Below are 20,748 nucleotides of genomic sequence, written 5' to 3'. Positions count from 1 at the left end.
TTGAATCAGATGTAATACAAGGTTAATATGAATAATACTTATTATCGTTCAATGTTTAACAACTCATACCAAGGGATGGTGGCGTTAGCGACGCTTTTTGATGAGCAGAGTGTCAGCTTTGCTGCGTTTGCACTTGGTATAAGTCAGCCATCAATGAGTAAGTTATTAATGGAGATGAGAAAGGAATTCAATGATTTATTATATATTAAATCAAATAACGTTTACACATTGACGCCAGTGGGTGAAGTATTGTGCTCACTCGTAAAAAATACTATCTATGCAAACCAGTCAATCTTAGAGCAATTAAAGAATGGAGTTAAAAAATCATATAATATAATTTTACCACATTGGTTTAATTTGTACGAAGCTCCTACGTTATTGCAAAAGATTAGAACAAACTATACTGATATTTCACTGAACTTCTACCCACCCTATATCTCTGGTTCTAAAGAAATTCTTGAGAATTTGAAACAAGGAAAGATAGATGTTGCCGTCTGTCATTTCTTTCATGATATACCAGCAGGTTTTCACTCTAACATTCTTGGTTTCTCGGAATTGATTTTTCTATGTAAGAAAAATAACAGCCTGTATGCGAGTGAAATCGATCTTGAAAAGATATGCTCTGCACCACTTCTGGTATACAACATTAGCCCCTATTTATTCAATAGTTTTATTGAGAAAAATGGAATAAACAAAAATACGTTAAATATTCTTATGACGGTGACAAATAACTTTAGACAATGGATTTCGCAACTAACGGACGACGATGTAATCTTAGTTACACTCAGAACGACAGGTGAAGAATTACTGAAAGAAGGAGAATACCGAGAGATCAAATTAAATAATGCAACATCATCTTATGCGTATAATCTTATGTGGCATGAAAGGTCGACAAAAGATCCCGTGCATACTCTGATTCGCGCAGCCATAGTAAATATGAATGGTAATATAGACCTGGAGCATTAATAAATACAATGTCAATTTTAAATTGATGTTGGAAATCATTTTCTAGAGGGTATAGTATGCCATTAACAATCAGTGGATTTAGAACCTTTTCTCCATTTAATCCTTCAATACTTGGAGCAATGAGGCAAAGAGCCTATTCTCTTAAAGTTATTGAACCTACGGGTAATGTGATATCTTTTAGTAGTCTCAGTACTTTTTCTAAATTCTTGGGGAAAAATATTTCTTATTTACGCTCACGCGCAATATATGCAGAAATGTTTGTTGGTGATAGTTCGGAAATTATATGGCTCGATGAAAATAAAAATCCCTACACCCTTATATTTACACGAATCAAATAGTTATCATTGTTTTCTGTTATAATATAATCATTATAGCTTCTCATATTATGAGTTTGCTATTATTTAAAATAAACAGCCAGTCATCGCTCCTGATATTAAAATGGATAGGCGTTATTCATTTTTGGATTAGATAACATATCCTATAGGTTGATAATATTAGGATGAATTGAGTTTGTTTTTGTTTAGAAAGGTAATAAGGTTCCCTGAATATTTTATAGATGCTTCTGTTTCGGCGGCCAGTGAATACTCATGTATGCACTGGCTGCTGTTATATTAATGTGTTTACAACCATATTATGCATATATGCAATCATTCCGACTCTCAGGTTTGTCTTCTGAGCATAAAGGTAACTCTTCCCCAGTAAATAATTGCGTGATGTAAACTGCCACCAGGCACTTCAGAGTCACTCTCATATATTCTTACCCTTTGCAACTTACACAGTGATATAGCATTCCCACTTTACTTCATCACAATAATGCTCACTACTGCGATATCATGAAGATTGGGATATATGTAACGACCAGATTTTAACGCAAAACGCAATTAATATCACTAATGGAACTACGAGAGCATAAAAACCAATATATTTATTCAATATTGCAGTAATAAAAGCACCAATAAAAAAATGTAAGATTACCAGGAAGTAATGTAAACTTTCAAATTTTAAATTTGTTTTTTCTTTGCTTTTATTTATCAGAAGAGATTGACATAATTTCGTTATCATTAGTATGTAAACTGATGTCACAACAGAAGTTGATGTTGGAAATTTGGTACCACCGTTTTTAATGATGAAATTTTGAATGTACATAAAGACAAGGCCAATTGTAACTAATGGCATTACGTTAATAGTCGGATGACTTAAAAATAAATTATTTACAATCATATAATTTCCCAGAAGTATGAATGTAATCATCAAAAAACAATTTAACGTAAGGCTTATAGCATAAACATGCCACTGACTTTTTATTTTGCTGATGTATTTATATTCGATAACTTGATGGATCGCACTTATCAAAACCCATATAACAATAATTAAAATATGATAAACAGATTCAAAGTCAAAGTTAAATTTTACGAGTGAAGTTATTCCAAAAACCATGTTTGATGTCATAAACCCTATCAAAGCTTTATATAGATATATGAAGCTCATAACTTCCATACAACCACCTATGTATGACATCAAATAGTGGATCTCATGGTTTGTTGAACGATATATTTTGATATTCATATTCCTCACCAAATACTTGATATTCTTAACTTCATAAAAAATCATCTAATGATAACTCCGGAATGATATTAATTATATCATTTGTTTTATAAATGGTGGAATATTAATATTCCTTGTTCCAATACCTGCTTTAGTGGTAGCGTCAGGTTGTAGAAAATCAATACTGTGTAGAGGTGTCGGAATATGATCAAAACAGCATATATTGTAGAAGATAATGACAAAGCCAGTGTTCTAATAGAACACTCAATTATGAAATCATTTGATGATTCTGAAACAGCAGCATTATGGGCATTTTCGTTAGGTTATAGAGTTTACAAAAAAAGTGTCCTTCATGGAAAAGACTTTTGGGTTAAATACACACCATCTTTCCACAAGGGCTAGATAAGATTTATTATCCTGTGATGTATTCTTGTATAATAAATTTATTGTTTGCTTTGGTCAATGATGTGAAATTTATCTTTCATAGCTTTTTTGTAGTATTTTAAAAATTTATTCATCTTATTTTTATGAGATGAGTATAAATGTTGATGTTTATTATTCCCCCCTTGATAGTCTTAACCAGACGGTTGATATCATTAGTTTCCGTATATTCATTGAGAGGCTTCATCACTGGCCTCTCAACAACCACAAAAATATTTTTATGCTATTGATTTAATTAATATGGTGGATAGTTAAACAAGCCATAATGACGACATCATCGCTATTTTTTTCATAGGAATATTCGTATCAGCTAGCAGAATATAATACCCCCTCCATATATTGTGGGCCGCCAGGACTGAAAAAATACCTTCCAGATGTATTTCAAGCAAAAAAAAATCCGGCACGGGAGCCGGATAAAAAAGTAAGATAATTATAATGGGAACTATAGATTTGCTTGTATTGCATGCAGCAGATTATCTCAATTTACGCCAAGTGTCCGCATAACTTTTCTCGCAATTTGTGTCATTTTGTTTCAATGCCATATATAAGAAGAGCCCTGAGAATCTTTTTAAAATAATCACCATTTCAATTCATCTTCCTTCTAAACCACTCCCTCAGTCCATCTTATATTTAACCACCTTAATTACCAGTATATTTTTATGCCGATTAGGGCAACGAAAATGTTTTGTGATTTAAGTCACTTTTTTGTTAATTGGTGATTATTTTGTCATATTTGTATTATCGATCTTATCATCTGATTTCATATTGTTTCATAGATCATAGATCTGACATTCGTATCAATATTGAGAATTTATTTTATTTTCTGCTGAATATGAAAGAAATGTAGATCATAGATCTGTTTTAAATTGATTTGGCAGATCTCTATACTGGGTATTAACAACCTCAACGGAGTTTATTGCTTTTTCCGCCCCCGGCGCGGAAAGGACTTTTATTTACATAAAAAGGGGACCGACGGCCTATGGATACCTCCCGTCATCAGTACCGGCGGAGTTTCGCGCAGGACCTGCAACGACTCTTTCCGGGGCTTACGGTGAAATACACCGACTACTATTACCGACTGACAAACCGCTTTACGCACGATGACCTTATTTTCCTACATCTGCAGGAACCACTGACGGAGTTGACTTTGCACCGAATGATGGCCCTGCGTCGTCGTCAGCCGCCACCTGTATTGTTTGCCGCCCTTATGGATCCGGCTGATGAGGGACGTCGCTGGTTTGCCCGGATATTAGGCTGCGAGATTGTGAATGCTGCCAGCAGTTTCCCTCATATTGCTCTGACATTGAATGCCTATGTCACCGGAGGCGCAGAGCCAGTAGACAGTCCGTTGACCTCACTTAGCGAAGCGGAGTGGTTATCCCTGAAACAGGCGATGTGTGGAATGGGTCTGGGTGAGATTGCACGCCATTACGGTGTGACAACCTCTGCTGTACGTCAACGCGTACGCCATGCGCTGGACAAGCTGGGGATGCCTGGGCGTGTTATGCCGACAGCAATGTTGACACCCGTTACCCGTAATCCAGCCAGCCACCTGACACTGATGGAACTCAGTACTGCTGGACTGAATGATGCGGGCTTCCCGGATATGCAGGAACAGTCCGTACCGGATCATCCTCAGGGGCGGGTCTACCCCTTGAAACTGGCATCAGGTGTTTTCTGAGCCTTCGCTCGGCCAGAATATTTCCGGCTGAGTTTATGTAATTTCATTCCCTTTTTTCGCGCCGCGTCGCGAAAGGGATTTGTGCAGCCTTTTTTCAGACAGCAGGCCGTTGGCAGCGTATTTACGAGGATATTTATCGCATGAGCATAAGGGTGTTTTCCCGTTGCAGTTTACTGTCTTTACGCCCGGTTGCCTTGACCAACCGGGGGATCTTTACCGCCTATTTAGGGCTGGCCGTTATGGTCTTTTGGTCAAATCCTTTTTTCGGAGACGCTCGGGCAGCTCTGCCTATTGAGGGACAAGCTGTCAGGATAAAACCCCAAATCCGTGATTATAAGGTGACGCTGGGAGCGACACGGGTGATATACGACCCGGATAGCCGCGGGGCTGAGTTGTGGATAGAGAACAGTCAGGATTACCCGATGCTAGTCCAGTCCAGAACACTTGATGAAAACCAGAAAGAAAGTGCTCCCTTTGTGGTGACACCGCCGTTGTTCCGCCTTGACGGTAATCAGCGAGGTCGCCTGCGCATTGTACGTACGGGTGGGGAGTTTCCGTCTGACCGGGAGAGCCTGCAGTGGTTGTGTGTTAAGGCCATTCCACCGTCAGGCGGTGATGCCTGGTTGAAGGAGAATAAGAAAGCTGGCGAACCAACCATGCCCGCGGTGGGAATTCAGGTTTCGCTGAACAATTGCATTAAGTTACTAACCCGACCAGCTAGCCTGCATGCCACACCGCTAGATGTGGCCGGTGGTTTGAAATGGCAACGTGTGGGTAATCAGATCCGCGCCCGGAATGACAGTCCTTTTTATATCAACCTGATTTCACTGAAATTAAACGGCGCAGAAGTGTTACAGCCGCACTATATCTCCCCTTACGGCGCGCAAACGTTCAGCGTGCCGGCCGGAGTGGCCAGAGTGAAACGGGTGCAATGGCAGATTATCACTGACAACGGTGGTCAGGGACCAACTTATGATGCCGCCATTAACTGACAGGAGTTCCGGACATGCTGCATTTCCGTCTGTCCTGTGTGGTGGCGCTATCTCTGTCAGGTATCTGGTCCGGTCAGCTCCTTGCAGTACCGTATACCTTTGATCCGTCAATGCTGGACGGTGGTAACTCAATGGTTGACCTCTCTTTGTTTGAAGAGGGGGCACAGATGCCCGGCATCTATCCGGTCAATATCGTGCTTGGCGAAGAGATAGTAGATCGTCGGAACCTGGCCTTTCATCTTCAGCGCGAGCCTGACGGAAAGCGTTCCCTGCAACCCTGTCTGACGGTGGAACAGTTATCGCGGTATGGCATTCGCACGGAGAAATATCCAGGTCTGGCGACAGGAGGAGGAGAAGAAGGTGGCGTGCAGTGTGCACGAATAAACGCTATCCCACAGGGCAGTATGACGTTCGCTTTTTTCCGCCAGCAACTGATTATCAGCGTTCCGCAGGCAGCCCTACGACCCCGTTTTGACGGGATCGCCCCGGAGTCGATGTGGGACGACGGTATTCCTGCGCTGATGAGCGGTTACCAGGTTAGCGTCAACCGGTCACAGCAGACCACGGGCGCAGGCAGCCATATGGATTCGGCTTATTTGCGGCTGACCCCCGGAGCCAACCTGGGCCCCTGGCGGCTACGGAACATCCTCAACTGGCAGCGAAACGGGCAAAGCCCTGGACGCTGGGAGCGGCAGCAGAGCTACGTAGAGAGAGGAATAATTCGGTTGAAGAGTCGACTGACGCTGGGAGAAAGCGCTACCCCGTCGGATGTGTTTGACAGTGTGCCGTTTCGCGGCGTGATGCTCGCAACGGATGAGGCGATGATACCGAGTGCCCTGCGAGAGTTTGCGCCAGCCGTGCGCGGGATAGCCCGGAGTCCGGCGCAGTTGGAGATTCGCCAAAACGGGTATCTGTTGTACAGCCGACATGTTGCTGCTGGGCCATTTGCCGTCACAGACTTGCCCGGAATGATGGGCAGTGGTGACTTGCAGGTCACAGTGGTGGAATCCCAGGGGCCGACGCAGCGGTTCACTGTGCCCTATACCGTACCACCAGTGGCGCTGCGTGCTGGCTATATGAAATACAGCGTGATGGCGGGTCAATACCGCTCCTCAGCAGAAACGGCGGGAGGAGATAGCGGGCGTTCATCTCTGGGCCTGGCGACGCTGATGTATGGCCTGCCGTCGAACGTAACCTTGTATGGCGGGATGCTAGGCGGAGAACGGTACCAGTCCGCATCCCTTGGCGCGGGGCTGATGCTGAGTTATCTGGGCGCGGTATCTGCAGATATCACAGCCACCCGGGGACGATTCCGTGACGGACGGCGTGAAGAGGGAACTGCAATACGGGTGCGTTACAACAAATATCTGGAGGCCACAGGAACAGGTCTGTCGGCTAGCAGTGAGTGGTATCCGACCGGTCGATATCACACGCTTTCAGAAGTGATGGACGATACCCGGGGGGACCTGTCGCCGTTTGATGACGATTTTGGGTGGACGCCACAGCACTTTTCCCCGCGTGACCTTCAGGGGCGGCGTTATGCAACCACCATGCAAGTTAGCCAGACGTTGGGCGAACTAGGGACAATATATGCGTCTGGAAGTCGAACACAATGGCAGGACGGGGAACATGAGGACACGTTGAATACCGGGTATGGCTATAGCTACAGCTGGCGGTACATCAGCATGAATCTGAGCGTCAACTATGTGAGTACCCGTAACCGGAGGGAGAAGATGATGGCGCTGTCAATGAGCGTGCCGTTATCACATTGGCTGGGAGGGTCGCCTTCGGCGAATTATCAGGTCCGTTCCGGAGATGGACAAGTGATCCATTCGGTGGGTATCAGCGGGAGCGGATATGACAGTCGTCTGAACTGGGGTCTGAGCCAGCAGATGTACTCTGGTGGGGAGCGCACGCAAGATGCGGTCCGGGGCCTCAGTGCGGGTTGGACAGGTGGATACGGCAGTGTCTCGGGAAGTTACAGCTACAGTCGCAGCCAGCGTTACATGAGTGCAGAGCTAGACGGCGGAATGTTGATACACCGCCACGGTATCACGCTGGGGCAGACGCCTGGAGACACGACCGGGTTAATAGAAATCCCAGGAGTCGCCGGGGTATCGGTTGGCTATATGCCTGGCGTGCAGACAGACCTCTTCGGTTACACCACAGAGAACACCCTTGCGCCGTACCAGATAAATACAGTCAGTCTGGACGTGTCGACGTTGCCGGAAGATGCGGAGGTGGGACAGACGGATGTGAAGGTGGTGCCGACCCGTGGGGCGGTGATTCGAGCGCATTTTGATCCACGGATAGGCGCCCGCGCACTGATAACACTGACCCGAACTGACGGAATGGCGGTGCCATTTGGTGCATTGGTTTCCCTGGCGGGGACAGCGACAGTAGAGAGCGGTATCACGGGTGACGGCGGGACAGTGTACATGAGTGGATTACCGCCATCAGGGAGACTAACAGCGAGCATGGGAACACATGCCTGTGAGGCATTGTATCAGTTACCAGAAAAACCGGGTGGTGGCGGAGTGTACCGGCTAAAGGCGGTATGTCGAGAGAGTGACCAAAAGGCAATAACGGGAGGGCAGAAATGAGATTCGCGACAGGCCAACTGGTCGCCTGGGGGTTACTGACCGCGCTGCTGCTGGCGATGCTGCCAGTTCGCGCTGAAACGGTAAGAGTGGTACTGCAGATGACCCGTCATACCGTGGCTGGCCCGGTGCGGGCAGGGACAGTACTGGGGCGGGGAGAAATCCGCAGTAGTGTCACGCACAGCGGGTATGCGCTGTGGCTGGATAATGAAACGGACGGCGACCGACCGGGATGTTACCGGCTGACGGGAAAGACAAAGAGAGCTCATGTCGTGCGCGTGTGCCTGTCGGGTGACGGGTGGTACGCCGGAGATATCAGTCCGGAGCAGCGATGGGTGTACCCAGGCAGCGACAAGCAGGCCAGCTTCATACTGGTTTCGTCTGTTGATCAGACGATTCCTGCGGACACGTATGTGATCCAAGTAAAAGGCGATCTGCGCCAGGAATAAGGCACGTGACGGGCGTGCGAGGGCTGGCAATAGTCAGCGCGTTCATCCCGTCAAATAACGTAGAAAACAGTAAGCATAAAACGTAAGGAAAACAGAGATGAAAATACAAAAAACAGTCATGGTCGTTGCACTTCTGTCAGCAGGTCTGATGAGCGGTATTTCGAGCGCCGCGACCTCGTCTGCAGTTACCTGGAACCAAGTCAAAGGTGGAGAACAGCCAATATTATGGGTAGTTAATAAACCGATCGCTTTCTCTTTTACGGTAACCCCCAGCGATATTGTCAGTGTGGACATTGGTGGAGTAGTTAATCTGGGAACCGGCGGCGTTGGTAACTACACAAATGGTCCTCAGGCGGTTGTGGCTACTGCGAAAGGACAGACGTATACAACTTTCCCCGGTGGTAACGTAAACCCTTATGCAGTGGGTTATACCATGCCTGACGGGACAGGGCAGTCATCCGACGAAGCTATGATACTGATATGGGCACCGACTGGAGGCGGTAAAGCACACGAGTGGTCCAAAGCGAAAACCGGAGATGGGGTCGAGACAATTTTCAATAAAGATGAAGCAGGAAGCATATCGGGAATGCTGTATGACATGTCAGGTTCTAGTCCTAAGATGATTACGAATATCGATAAAGTCAAATCAAAGAGTTTCGTTCTGAAACTCGACGTCAGTGCAAACAAGGCCTGATCCCGAGTTAGCTGATTGTCAGTCTGTCGGGCATTTGTCCTGATGGTCCGGGATAAGCATCCTTTACCGGGCCATCAACAGGAATATACCACTGGTCGTATTTGACCAGCCTGCTTACGATGATCTTCTTTCCAAATTTACACGGTCTATTACTTTTGCAATCCCGGCTCATCCGGTAAAACGATTTTGCTGACTCCATTGATTTTTGCCATGACGGAGTAAAATAGTTTTTCCCATAAACTGTTATTTGCCTGTTACCCACAGCGACTGAACCTGAAGGACCTGGACCCATTCATTTGTTGGTAATGATTCCCCGAATTTATCTGGCTCCCGGTCAAGGAGGTGACGTATCAGGGGATGGGGGCGGCTTCCGATGAACAGAGCAATTACAACGGCACTGGTATCATCCGGCAGTACGTTAAAAAAGACATCAGCGATCGGGAATACCAGACATGTTGCCAGGATTCCCATTGCTGTTGATAGTATGAGTATTTTTCAGTTCGCAGGACCACCTTAGCCCTTCCCGTATCTGAGCATACGGGAAGGATGACGGAATCAGCGTTTTTTGAAGGCGGTTTTACCGGCAAAGATAGCGGCGTCACCTAATTCATCTTCAATACGCATCAGTTGATTGTATTTCTCAATGCGTTCCCCGCGGCTGGGGGCGCCGGTTTTCAGATGACCGGCTCGCAGGCCGACAGTCATATCCGCAATGAAGCTGTCCACAGTTTCTCCGCTCCGGTGCGAAATAAAGGTTCCCCAGTTGTTATCCTGACACAACTGGACAGCTTCAATAGTTTCACTCAGGGTGCCTATCTGGTTCAGTTTTATCAATGCGGCATTGGCCAGGTTTTCATCGATACCTCGCTGGATATATTTCACGTTGGTCACAAAGATATCATCCCCAACCAGCTCAACTTTATCGCCGAGCGCGCGGTGCAGGATCTGCCAGCCAGCCCAGTCGTCTTCCGCCAGGCCATCTTCAATCAGGACAATCGGGAAATCATTCACCAATTGCTCATAGTAGCGGGTCATTTCGTCGGCGCTGAGCCGGGCATTTTCGGTACGCAGGATATATTTTCCATCGGTGTAGAATTCACTGGAAGCCGGATCCATACAAATAACGATATCTTCGCCCGGGCGGTATCCCGCCTTGTTAATTGCTTCCACGATAAGCTCCAGCGGCTGGCGATTTGAGGAAACAGCCGGTGCAAATCCTCCTTCATCGCCCACACCGGTGGATAAACCTTTTTCCAGCAGAACCTGACACAGGGCCTGGTAAACCTCGCTACCCCAGCGAATAGCTTCACGTATGGAAGACGCCCCCCACGGTGCAATCATAAACTCCTGAAAATCTGCACCTTGCCAGCGAGCATGAACCCCGCCGTTAATGATATTCATACAGGGAACTGGCAGCAGATTCGCGCCGACGCCACCCAGATAGCGGTAGAGCGGGGTCGAGGAGAGTTGAGCCGCCAGGCGGGATACTGCCAGCGACACGCCAAGGATCGCATTGGCGCCCAGGCGGCCTTTGTTTTCTGTGCCGTCAAGGGCGATCAGGCAGTTGTCAATTTCCTTCTGGCGGCGTACATCGTAGCCCTGCAGAGCATCGTTAATTTCGGTATTGATACAGCGGACCGCATCCTGGACGCCTTTACCGCCAAAACGGGTCTTGTCACCATCGCGATGCTCGATGGCTTCACGGGAGCCGGTGCTGGCACCGGAAGGAACGGAGGCCCGTGCCATACAGCCACCCACAGACGTCACTTCAACCTCTACGGTTGGGTTGCCACGGGAATCCAGAATCTCTCTTGCGACAATACGTTCAATTTCAAAATTCATAAGTTTGACCTTCTTTTAAGGGGTTGGAATATGTTTAATCAGAACATCAACAGAAAGGTGATTGATGAATTCAAAAGAAAAGGAGGAAAAAAAACCGAACAGGTGATTTTTATGCCCCAGCATGACCAGGTCGATATCTTCGTGCTGCACAACGGCTTCGACGTCACGGAAACGATGAATGCTGACGATGGACCTGACTTCGATATCAACACTGCTGGACTCCACCAGGCGGCTCAGCATTGCTTTTGCATCAATAACGTCTTGGGATTGACGATCTTTGATTAATGAATCACTGGTGTAATCCAGCTCTCGGTAGTCAGCGCTGAGATGGCCGACAGTAATACGGGTCCCCATCTCTTTTGCCAGACCTTCTGCCTGCTCAAGCAACAGCAGGCCGTCAGTTTCATTTTCTACAAGTAACAATGCATGCCGATAAATTTGCATAAATCACCTCTTATAAGAAGCGATGCGGTCGGTCAGCCAGGGGAGGATTTCTTTTTTCCGGCTTGTCATGCCGGGCAGTGACTCCTGGCGGGAACCTGTCAGGCTGCTGTCTGAAAAAAACAACACGGAGTTCCGGCTGGTGATGTCTGTCACCATCAGGATCACCATTTCCTGCGCACTGTTCTTGCTGGTTTTATCTATTTCCTGCAGCAGCGCAGGTAACAGGGGAGTGATATCAGCCATGTTGCGTACCTCAATTTGTGACAACAACAGCGGCACATCATGGATCCGGTAATTTTTGGCGTCACGGTTGAGTAATGCTAATGCGGATTGCCCGGCTATATCTGTTTTGGCACGCAGCAGTCCGGCCACAAACTGGCCATAATCGATGTCGGCGATTTCCCGCAAAACAGCTACGGCTTCCTGATCCTGGATGGTGGTTGTGGGGCTGGTCAGCGCAACGGTATCACTGAGGATCGCCCCCATCAGTAGCACAGCCTGAGCGGCCGTTACCGGCATCGGAATGCCATGCTGAAGGATCGAGAGAATCACGGTTGCGCAGCATCCTACCGCCCGCACCCAGACATCCGGTGGATTGTGAGTAATGAGGGTGCCAATACGATGATGGTCAATGATGCCGATGACGTTGCTGTCCATCAGCGAAGAGGGCCCTTGCTCCGCATCTGTAAAATCAACCAGCCATACGGTTTTATCAGTCAGGTCGGCGGTGAGTAAATCGGGCTGTGAAACACCTGCGACGTTTAGGATATATTGGGTCTCTGGGGTGATCTCTCCAAGACGCCATGGGGTTGCAGGACGACCTGTGTAATTAAGCCAGTCAGCCACAACCAGCGCGCTGCAGACAGCATCACTGTCAGGATTTTTATGACCGAAGACATAGATTGAATTCTCTCTTTGAGAAGAGAGAGATTTTGCGGTAAGCGGTAATATGGTTTTATTTTGCATAGCGATACCTGACATACATGCCCGTAATAGGACTAATTTAACTGTATATCAGGCGTCATCATCCGGTATTGAAAACACCGGCGGTTGGGAAAGGTGGAACACCATCACCTTGTAAAACCATCTTATATGGGGCTTTGTATTAAATCAATATTAATTGTTGCGCTCTGATTTTGTGGTCATTCTGAATCATATTGATATCGTAGGCATAACACCCAAAAGATGACTAAAGCTAAATCAATCAGAGTGAAAAATGTTCGGCTTGATATAGGGATTGTTGTTGAGAGCTGGGGGTAGAGTTAGTGCTGGTGGTTCGCGTTTGACTTCAGACCGGACAAAGACCGGATATAGCCGTGCAGTAATGAATCTGTCAGCCAGGTACTCATGTGAAATATAGTGTCGATTGGGGATTTGAAGTCTGACAGACAGGGCTATAGCGACCAGAGGGGCTGGTAGCTGCTCAAGAGAAATGCTCATGCTGGATGGTAGAAGCAGGGCAGGGGCATCAGCGGGCATCTCGACCAGATATCTACCGGAACCCCAAACGCAAAAAACCAGCCCTAAGGCTGGTTTTTCTAAATAGTGGTGCCCGGACTCGGAATCGAACCAAGGACACGGGGATTTTCAATCCCCTGCTCTACCGACTGAGCTATCCGGGCAACGAGGCGCATTAAACCCGATTCGCTTCGCTTCGTCAACGAAATTTCTTCAAATCAATGCAGACTGCACAATCTATCACCACATTGCTGGTATTGCACGCATTCTCAGGCAAAAAATGCTGTCCACGCGGCGGAAAGCGGCATTGCCAGCAGCAGGGCAGGAAGCATATTCACAACCGCAAACATTTTGATGCCGCAAATCCGCAAACCGGTTGCCAGTAGCAACAGTCCGCCTACAGCGCTGAAATCAGCCATCATGGCGGGCGTCGTCAGAGGCAAAATTAGTGCAGCACAGGTGGCAAGCGTCAACTGAATTGCCAGCATCGGTATGAAAATGGCAGACACGGCGATCCCTAGCGAGCAGGCGAAGATAATAGCGGTGAAGAAATCGAGAAATGACTTGGCGATTAAAATATTAGGATCGCCGGTCATCCCTTCATGGATCGCCCCGAATATCCCGGTCCCGCTGGCGCAAAACAGCACGATGATCGCCACATAGTTTTGGATAAAGGATTCGTGTGTAACGTTGGTGTCCGAGCGGGTGAAAAGCTGTTGCGCTTTGGCTACTGCGGCATTGATTCCTTTTTCCAGATGGCAGAATTCGCCAATTAATGCGCCGACCAACGTTGCCAGAACCATCACCGGCAAGTTAACGCATTTGATAACCAACAAGATACCAATTCCCAACGAGCACAACCCGAATATTGAGGTCATTGAGATCCGAATACGTTCGGGTAAGTGCTGGCTGAGCAGCGCGCCGAGAACGCCACCAAATAAAATGGCGCTGGCATTAATAAACGGTCCGATTACCACATTAGCTCCTGCATACCCATTATCGTCTTGATGCTAAAGGCAATTAGCTGGGTGAAATTATGTTTCAGATTGAATTATTATGCCGCTATTTTAAGACGAAATGCTTGTTTATCTGTGAGGTTTAAGCACAGGATTTTATCTTGCGCCTGTAGGTGAAAGGTGCCATGATTGCGCGAATTTTATCCTGTCTGAATGGGGCTGCCTGGGATGATATTACTTCCCCTACATCGCCTTCAACATCGCCTTCAACATCGCCTTTTTGCGCGACGTTTGCCCCTTTCTGCGACTTATCTTCACGCTCTCACCATGCGGTGAGGGCAGCGTACGCTCACTGCAGGATAACAGTAAAATCAGAGGCTATCTGCTTTTACTGATGTCTGGCGGTCGGGGCTGGTAACCAGTTTGACCCGTCATTTCGTGGGCAAAGCAATGCGGCTTTGTCCGGGACTTTTGATTTTCCCGAAACGGGTTATTGCGCTTATGAAATCAATGAAAATTGCCGCCAGTGGTGAACTGGCTTCTCGTCTTTCCAGCCATCGCCAGGTGGTTTCACTGGACAGCACCGATTTTACTGACGTTGCGGCAGTCGTCATTACCGTTGCGGACAGCCGCAGTGGGATCCTGGCCTTGCTGAAACGTACCGGTTTTCATATACCGGTGTTTTTGTTCGCAGAGTTTGATGTCGATGTGCCTGCGGGCGTTAACGTGGTGATTCACGGTCAGCCTCAGGACTGGCTGGAGCTGGAGTCTGCTGCCTGTCAGTATGAGGAAGCATTGCTGCCGCCGTTCTATGACACGCTCACCCAGTATGTCGAGATGGGGAACAGCACGTTTGCTTGTCCGGGGCACCAGCACGGTGAGTTTTTTAAAAAGCATCCGGCGGGACGACATTTCTACGAGTTCTTTGGCGAGAACCTGTTCCGCGCGGATATGTGCAACGCTGACGTTAAACTGGGCGATCTGCTGATTCATGAGGGATCAGCGAAACATGCGCAGAAATTTGCCGCGAAAGTTTTCCATGCGGATAAAACCTACTTTGTGCTGAATGGGACTTCTGCGGCGAATAAAGTGGTGACCAATGCGCTGCTGACACGCGGCGATCTGGTGTTGTTTGACCGCAACAACCATAAGTCCAACCACCACGGCGCGCTGATCCAGGCCGGTGCGACGCCGGTTTATCTGGAAGCGGCGCGTAATCCATTTGGTTTTATTGGCGGTATTGATGAGCACTGCTTTGATGAGGCGTATCTGCGCCAGCAACTGCGCGAAGTTGCGCCGCACAAGGCTGACCAGCCGCGTCCGTTCCGTCTGGCGATCATTCAACTGGGTACCTATGATGGTACGATCTACAACGCCCGACAAGTGATCGACAAGATCGGTAGTCTGTGCGATTACATCCTGTTTGATTCTGCCTGGGTTGGCTACGAGCAATTTATCCCGATGATGGCCGATGGGTCACCGCTGCTACTGGAGCTCAATGCTGACGATCCGGGGATCTTTGTCACCCAGTCGGTACACAAACAGCAGGCCGGATTCTCGCAAACCTCGCAGATCCACAAAAAGGATAACCATATTCGTGGTCAGGCGCGATTCTGCCCGCATAAGCGTCTGAATAATGCGTTTATGCTGCATGCTTCCACCAGTCCGTTTTACCCGCTGTTTGCGGCGCTGGATGTGAACGCCAAAATCCATGAAGGCGAGAGCGGTCGTCGGCTATGGGCGGAGTGTGTGGCGCTGGGGATCGAGGCCCGTAAAGCGATTATTGCCTGCTGTAAGATGATTCAGCCGTTTATTCCTCCGGTAGTTGATGGCAAACCGTGGGAAAGCTATCCAACGCCGGTGATCGCCAGCGAGCGCCGCTTCTTTAGCTTTGAACCGGGCGCTAAATGGCATGGTTTTTCCGGCTATGCGCGCGACCAGTATTTCGTTGATCCCTGCAAGCTGTTGTTAACCACTCCAGGCATTAATGCGCAAACAGGACAATATACTGAGTTTGGTATTCCGGCGACGATTCTGGCGCATTACCTGCGTGAAAACGGTATCGTGCCGGAGAAATGCGACCTTAACTCGATTTTGTTTCTGCTGACCCCGGCAGAAAGCCCCGAGAAACTGGCGCAACTGGTGGCGATGTTGGCGCAGTTTGAGCAGCATATTGAGGACGATACGCCGCTGGCAGACGTGCTGCCCTCCATCTTCAACAAGTATCCGGTACGTTACCGGGATTACACGCTGCGTGAACTGTGTCAGGAGATGCACGATTTATACGTCAGCTTTGATGTGAAGGATCTGCAAAAAGCGATGTTCCGCCAGGAGAGTTTACCTGCCGTGGCGATGAACCCGCAGGATGCCAACAGCGCCTTTATCCGTGGTGATGTTGAACTGGTGCGTATTTGTGATGCCGCAGGTCGCGTTGCTGCAGAAGGTGCGCTGCCTTATCCTCCGGGCGTGCTGTGCGTGGTACCGGGTGAAGTCTGGGGCGGGGCAGTGCAACGTTATTTCCTGGCGCTGGAAGAGGGCATAAACCTGCTGCCGGGCTTTTCGCCGGAGCTGCAAGGCGTTTACAGTGAAACGGATGCAGACGGTATTAAGCGTCTGTATGGATATGTTGTGAAGTAAGCACAAAAAAAGCGGGTTACCTTTTGGTAACCCGCTTTTCTCTGCGTAAACGTTAGTGCGCGATAGTTTGGGTGCCAGCCGGAACGCGTACGTGTTTGTATTTAAACAGCGCCACGAAGGCAAAAGCCAGTACCAGCGAGTAGCCAGCGAAGATCAGCCATACGGTCTGCCAGTCGGTAATACCGTTCAGCGTATAGTGTTCAACCACTTTACCGCTCACCAGACCGCCAAGAATACAGCCGAAGCCGTTGGTCATCATCAGGAACATACCTTGTGCGCTGGCGCGGATTTCAGGGCGAACTTCTTTCTCTACGAACACCGAGCCAGAGATGTTGAAGAAGTCGAAGGCGCAGCCGTAAACAATCATCGACAGAACCAGCAGCACGGTACCGAACGGCGTTGGATCGCCGTAGGCAAACAGGCCGAAGCGCAACATCCACGCCACAATACTGATCAGCATTACATTCTTAATACCGTAACGGCTCAAGAAGAATGGGATGGTCAGGATAAACAGCGTCTCGGAAATCTGCGAGATCGACATCATCACCGAGGCGTGTTCAACGATGAAGCTACCGGAGAACAGCGGGTTGTTATCGAAGCTGTGCAGGAAGGTATTACCGAACATATTGGTAATTTGCAGCTCAGCGCCCAGCATCATTGAGAAGATGAAGAAAATCGCCATGCGCTTGTTTTTAAACAGCGCGAAAGCATCCAGGCCCAGCATGGACGACCAGCTCTGGTTTTTCTGCTGGTTAGCAACCGGAATATGCGGCAGCGTCAGCGTGAACAGCGCCAAAACAACGGACAGCGTGGCACCGATATACAGCTGCATATGACTCAGCTCGAAGCCGGAGAAGCTTACTCCCCACATCGCCATAATAAAGCCGATGGTGCCCCAAATACGAATTGGCGGGAAGTCTGTAACGATATCCATCCCGGCTGACTGCAGGCGATAGTAAGAAATGGTGTTGATTAACCCCAGCGTTGGCATATAGGCCAGGGAGTTAAGCAAGATCACAAAGAACATGGCACCAGGGGTGGTGACTTCGGCTGCGGCGAACAGCGTGGCTGCGCCGACCAGGTGACAAATGGCGTACACCCATTTCGCACTGATCCATTTGTCGGCCACGATCCCTAACAGGGTAGGCATAAACACGGCGGCGATCCCCAGCGAGCTATACACTGCGCCAATGGATGCACCATCGAATTTTAGGGTGACAAACATATAGGAGCCGAGGGTAGTGAGCCAACTACCCCATAAGCAGAACTGCAGAAACGAGAGCACTTTCAGCTGCAGCTTAAGATTCATGTTAATTTCCTCACACCGTAATGCGGATGAATGTTTTAAAAGGCACATTTGCCGGGGCTTGATGATGTGATTCTATCAACGAGAGACACTCTTTTTTTGTTACCTGTGACAAATATTTGCAAACAATTTCTGATTGCAAAGCAAAAGAGTGATGGAGTTAACACTTTACCCTCTTCTGGCCCCGTTTTCCGGGGCAGGAGAGGGGATATATTAGCGGCGTCGATATGATTTTTGTGCGGAATTGACCTTGTAAAGGTATCGGCGTGATTCAGCAGACGGATGTCGGGTGGTCAGCGTTTGATAAACGTCCCCCGGGGTCATGCTGTTGATAATATTTGCGGCCTGAATTTTATCGTTCGAGAAAACGCGTAGCACGCTGCCCGCACCGCCGTTATACGCGGTGATCACCGCATAGCGACGGGAGGTTGGATTATCAATGCCGCCTAAATAGACATTATTGAGCATTGCCAGATAAGCGGTACCGGTATCAATGTTGCTGGCCGGGTCAAACAGGAAGCTACGGCTCGGTGTGCCGGAGCGCCCCTGCGAACGAAATACATCTTTCCCGGCGCTGTGTTGCACCACCTGCATCAGCCCCAGCGCATCGGCATGGCTGACCGCATACGGGTTAAATGAGGATTCGGTTTGCATGATGGCCAGAATCAGTGACTCATCGATGCCATACTTACGCGAAGCCTGACGCACCATGCCGACGTATTTATGGGCGCGCTTATCAAGGTGGTTCGGTACCAGATTGATTGTCACGCTATAGATGATGCGAATACCGTTGCTGCGGCTTTTCAGGCGCGTTTTCAGCAGATAGTCAGCGAAATTGGTGGCGCGGCCCTCCCAACGAATTGGCTGGCCAGTATTATCGACCACTTGCCCGTACAGGAACGGCTCTTTGGAAATCTTAATGTCGTCGACATCGGAATAGAGGTCGATAGACCCCGGATCATCGCCCATCAGCAATGTCTTGATAATCGCCCGACGCAGGTGTCCGGCGGGATCTGTCCCGGCTATGGTTTCGACGGTTATCGTGCCGTCATCAAAGTTGATATGGCTGCGGGTTTGATACTGATCGGTATACTTTACGTAGTCCTTTGGACCCGCAATCAGCACTTCCTTAAACCCCCACAGATTCTCAATGTTATGGGCAAATTGCCCCATCAGAATATCAAAACCGTTGGTATCCTTGACCCAGGCTTCGTTATAGGAATCGCCTTTTTTGGTCGAACTGGAACAGGAGATGAGCAACGGCGCAATAACGGCAAGCGCGAGAAATTTTTTCATCATTCCGGGAGTGCGTGTTGTGTTTGTTATTTGCAAGGACCAGATTAAATCGTAGGCCGGATAAGCACAGCGTCATCCGGCAACGGTTCTTATGACTCTGGTGTATAGCCTTCAATATGCACATCTTTGCCTTCAAACAGGAAATTGATCATCTCCTGCTCAAGCAGTTTACGGTGCTCAACGTTCATCATATTAAGCTTCTTCTCGTTAATCAGCATGGTTTGCTTATGCTGCCATTGCGCCCATGCTTCTTTAGAAATTTCGTTATAGATGCGTTTCCCCAGATCGCCCGGGTACAGCTGAAAATCCTGGCCTTCGGCTTCGCGTTGCAGGAAAGTGCAAAAAATTGTTCTGCTCATAAAAAATCCTCTCTATCGACCGGTACGTTAAACGTGTGTACCGGCACGTAATTGCTGTAACAAACGCTCCACGGGGGCCGCCAGTCCGACCGACGGCGGTTGCGCTAAGTTATACCAGAGCGCGTTGCCTTCATCCATGCATGAGCTGAACGAAGACACGGGAAGCCACATAGGCACAATATCTAAGTGGAAATGGCTAAAGGTATGGCGAAACGCATTAAGTTGGGTCAGATTATCTGCGTTAATTTGCCGTTGCGCCAGCCAGTTGCGCAGCCCGTTTTCATCGTCAAACTGCGGAAAACAGTATAAACCACCCCATAAGCCGCTGGGGGGGCGCTGCGCGAGCAATACTTCGTCATTATGCTGCATCAGTAAAAAATAGCCCGTCCGTTCCGGCAGCGTTTGTTTGGGCTTTTTACCCGGGTAAAGCGCCCAGCTTGCATTGGCGCTGGCCACACAGCCATTATCCAACGGACACAGAGAACATTTAGGCTTGGATCGCGTACAGACCATGGCGCCTAAATCCATCATCGCCTGATTAAATCGCTCAACGCCATGGGCGGGCGTCACCTGCTCGCTCAACTCCCACAGCTTCTTTTCGACCTCTTTTTTACCCGGCCAGCCGCTTACAGCATAACAGCGAGCCAGCACGCGTTTGACGTTACCGTCGAGAATCGGAAAATGCTGACCCAGAGAAAGAGAAAGGATCGCGCCTGCGGTTGAACGTCCGACGCCTGGCAGAGCAGCCACCTCATCAAAGGTTTGCGGGAATGTGCCGCCATGTAGCGTGACAACCTGCTGCGCGGCTTTATGCAGATTACGCGCTCGGGCGTAATAGCCCAGCCCGGTCCATAAATGCAGGACTTCATCCAGCGGCGCATGGGCTAAATCTGTTACCGTTGGGAAGCGCGCCATAAAACGCTCAAAATAGGGGATTACGGTCGCAACCTGGGTTTGTTGCAGCATCACCTCAGAGAGCCATACTTTGTAAGGCGTCTTGTCAATTTGCCAGGGTAGCGTTTTCCGCCCGTATTTGTCGTACCAGCTCAACACCTGAGCCGAGAATTGAGACGCTTGCATGA

Annotated in this window: 18 protein-coding genes, 1 tRNA gene and 1 riboswitch; of the genes, 9 read left to right on the top strand and 10 right to left on the bottom strand. The window is 48.6% G+C overall.

The features are described 5' to 3' along the window. Window positions 1-27 precede the first annotated feature (27 nt). Both OGY15_RS04440 and OGY15_RS04435 read left to right on the top strand, forming a co-directional pair. On the top strand, window positions 28-966 hold the full coding sequence (locus OGY15_RS04440; RefSeq protein WP_151218373.1) for a LysR substrate-binding domain-containing protein: 939 nt from the start codon (window positions 28-30) through the stop codon (window positions 964-966). A 56-nt stretch (window positions 967-1,022) separates the two neighbouring features. Continuing rightward, complete coding sequence (locus OGY15_RS04435) at window positions 1,023-1,304, top strand: hypothetical protein (RefSeq protein WP_286538485.1); 282 nt, start codon at window positions 1,023-1,025, stop codon at window positions 1,302-1,304. 493 nt (window positions 1,305-1,797) lie between these two features. On the opposite strand, the gene OGY15_RS04430 is transcribed toward OGY15_RS04435, so the two are convergent. After that, window positions 1,798-2,484: a YoaK family protein gene (locus tag OGY15_RS04430; protein WP_255588852.1), complete on the bottom strand. Its 687-nt coding sequence runs from the start codon at window positions 2,482-2,484 to the stop codon at window positions 1,798-1,800. 231 nt (window positions 2,485-2,715) lie between these two features. On the opposite strand from OGY15_RS04430, the gene OGY15_RS04425 reads away from it, so the two are divergent. From OGY15_RS04425 to OGY15_RS04400, 6 genes are all read left to right on the top strand, one after another. After that, the gene (locus OGY15_RS04425) at window positions 2,716-2,913 is read left to right on the top strand and encodes a hypothetical protein (RefSeq protein WP_151218371.1); all 198 of its coding nucleotides are present in this window, start codon (window positions 2,716-2,718) and stop codon (window positions 2,911-2,913) included. A 1,018-nt stretch (window positions 2,914-3,931) separates the two neighbouring features. Continuing rightward, on the top strand, window positions 3,932-4,633 hold the full coding sequence (locus tag OGY15_RS04420; protein WP_151218370.1) for a helix-turn-helix transcriptional regulator: 702 nt from the start codon (window positions 3,932-3,934) through the stop codon (window positions 4,631-4,633). A 140-nt stretch (window positions 4,634-4,773) separates the two neighbouring features. Continuing rightward, complete coding sequence (locus tag OGY15_RS04415) at window positions 4,774-5,625, top strand: fimbria/pilus periplasmic chaperone (RefSeq protein WP_151218369.1); 852 nt, start codon at window positions 4,774-4,776, stop codon at window positions 5,623-5,625. 14 nt (window positions 5,626-5,639) lie between these two features. Next, window positions 5,640-8,228 (top strand): fimbria/pilus outer membrane usher protein, encoded by a 2,589-nt coding sequence (locus OGY15_RS04410; RefSeq protein WP_286538480.1) that lies wholly within the window; start codon window positions 5,640-5,642, stop codon window positions 8,226-8,228. Then, window positions 8,225-8,674: an AfaD family invasin gene (gene afaD / locus OGY15_RS04405; RefSeq protein ID WP_151218367.1), complete on the top strand. Its 450-nt coding sequence runs from the start codon at window positions 8,225-8,227 to the stop codon at window positions 8,672-8,674. The genes OGY15_RS04410 and afaD overlap by 4 nt, the downstream gene beginning before the upstream one ends. Before the next feature lie 97 nt (window positions 8,675-8,771). Beyond that, window positions 8,772-9,368 carry a hypothetical protein gene (locus OGY15_RS04400; RefSeq protein ID WP_286538477.1) on the top strand — a complete coding sequence of 199 codons (597 nt, stop codon included), beginning with the start codon at window positions 8,772-8,774 and terminating at the stop codon, window positions 9,366-9,368. 555 nt (window positions 9,369-9,923) lie between these two features. On the opposite strand, the gene eno is transcribed toward OGY15_RS04400, so the two are convergent. The 5 genes from eno to OGY15_RS04370 form a co-directional block, all read right to left on the bottom strand. Beyond that, window positions 9,924-11,210 (bottom strand): phosphopyruvate hydratase, encoded by a 1,287-nt coding sequence (eno, locus tag OGY15_RS04390; RefSeq protein ID WP_286538475.1) that lies wholly within the window; start codon window positions 11,208-11,210, stop codon window positions 9,924-9,926. Between the two features lie 15 nt (window positions 11,211-11,225). Next, window positions 11,226-11,654, bottom strand: a complete 429-nt coding sequence (locus OGY15_RS04385) for a universal stress protein (protein ID WP_151218364.1) — start codon at window positions 11,652-11,654, stop codon at window positions 11,226-11,228. Between the two features lie 3 nt (window positions 11,655-11,657). After that, window positions 11,658-12,620, bottom strand: a complete 963-nt coding sequence (locus OGY15_RS04380; protein ID WP_151218363.1) for a DHHA2 domain-containing protein — start codon at window positions 12,618-12,620, stop codon at window positions 11,658-11,660. 42 nt (window positions 12,621-12,662) lie between these two features. Next, window positions 12,663-12,738: riboswitch (Fluoride riboswitch) on the bottom strand. Between the two features lie 462 nt (window positions 12,739-13,200). Beyond that, window positions 13,201-13,276, bottom strand: a tRNA-Phe gene (locus OGY15_RS04375). A 105-nt stretch (window positions 13,277-13,381) separates the two neighbouring features. Then, window positions 13,382-14,089: a DUF554 domain-containing protein gene (locus tag OGY15_RS04370; protein ID WP_151218362.1), complete on the bottom strand. Its 708-nt coding sequence runs from the start codon at window positions 14,087-14,089 to the stop codon at window positions 13,382-13,384. A 480-nt stretch (window positions 14,090-14,569) separates the two neighbouring features. Here OGY15_RS04370 and OGY15_RS04365 point away from each other — a divergent pair, with 480 nt between their 5' ends. After that, complete coding sequence (locus OGY15_RS04365; protein ID WP_187258988.1) at window positions 14,570-16,705, top strand: ornithine decarboxylase; 2,136 nt, start codon at window positions 14,570-14,572, stop codon at window positions 16,703-16,705. A 52-nt stretch (window positions 16,706-16,757) separates the two neighbouring features. Here the strand turns inward: OGY15_RS04365 and OGY15_RS04360 are convergent, their stop codons facing one another. The 4 genes from OGY15_RS04360 to mutY all read right to left on the bottom strand — a co-directional run bounded on the left by OGY15_RS04360 (window position 16,758) and on the right by mutY (window position 20,746). Continuing rightward, window positions 16,758-18,014 (bottom strand): nucleoside permease, encoded by a 1,257-nt coding sequence (locus tag OGY15_RS04360; protein ID WP_003027130.1) that lies wholly within the window; start codon window positions 18,012-18,014, stop codon window positions 16,758-16,760. A gap of 210 nt (window positions 18,015-18,224) precedes the next feature. Further along, window positions 18,225-19,310 (bottom strand): membrane-bound lytic murein transglycosylase MltC, encoded by a 1,086-nt coding sequence (mltC, locus tag OGY15_RS04355; RefSeq protein ID WP_286538471.1) that lies wholly within the window; start codon window positions 19,308-19,310, stop codon window positions 18,225-18,227. Between the two features lie 86 nt (window positions 19,311-19,396). After that, entirely contained in the window at window positions 19,397-19,666 is a 270-nt protein-coding gene (locus tag OGY15_RS04350; RefSeq protein WP_003027126.1) for an oxidative damage protection protein, read from the bottom strand. A gap of 27 nt (window positions 19,667-19,693) precedes the next feature. After that, entirely contained in the window at window positions 19,694-20,746 is a 1,053-nt protein-coding gene (gene mutY / locus OGY15_RS04345) for an A/G-specific adenine glycosylase (RefSeq protein WP_187253190.1), read from the bottom strand. Window positions 20,747-20,748: the final 2 nt, after the last annotated feature.

The sequence above is a fragment of the Citrobacter sp. Cu231 genome (assembly GCF_030332265.1).
GTDB lineage: Bacteria > Pseudomonadota > Gammaproteobacteria > Enterobacterales > Enterobacteriaceae > Citrobacter > Citrobacter meridianamericanus.
Note: the sequence above shows the minus strand (reverse complement) of the source record. Positions and strands in the feature narration are given on the sequence as shown.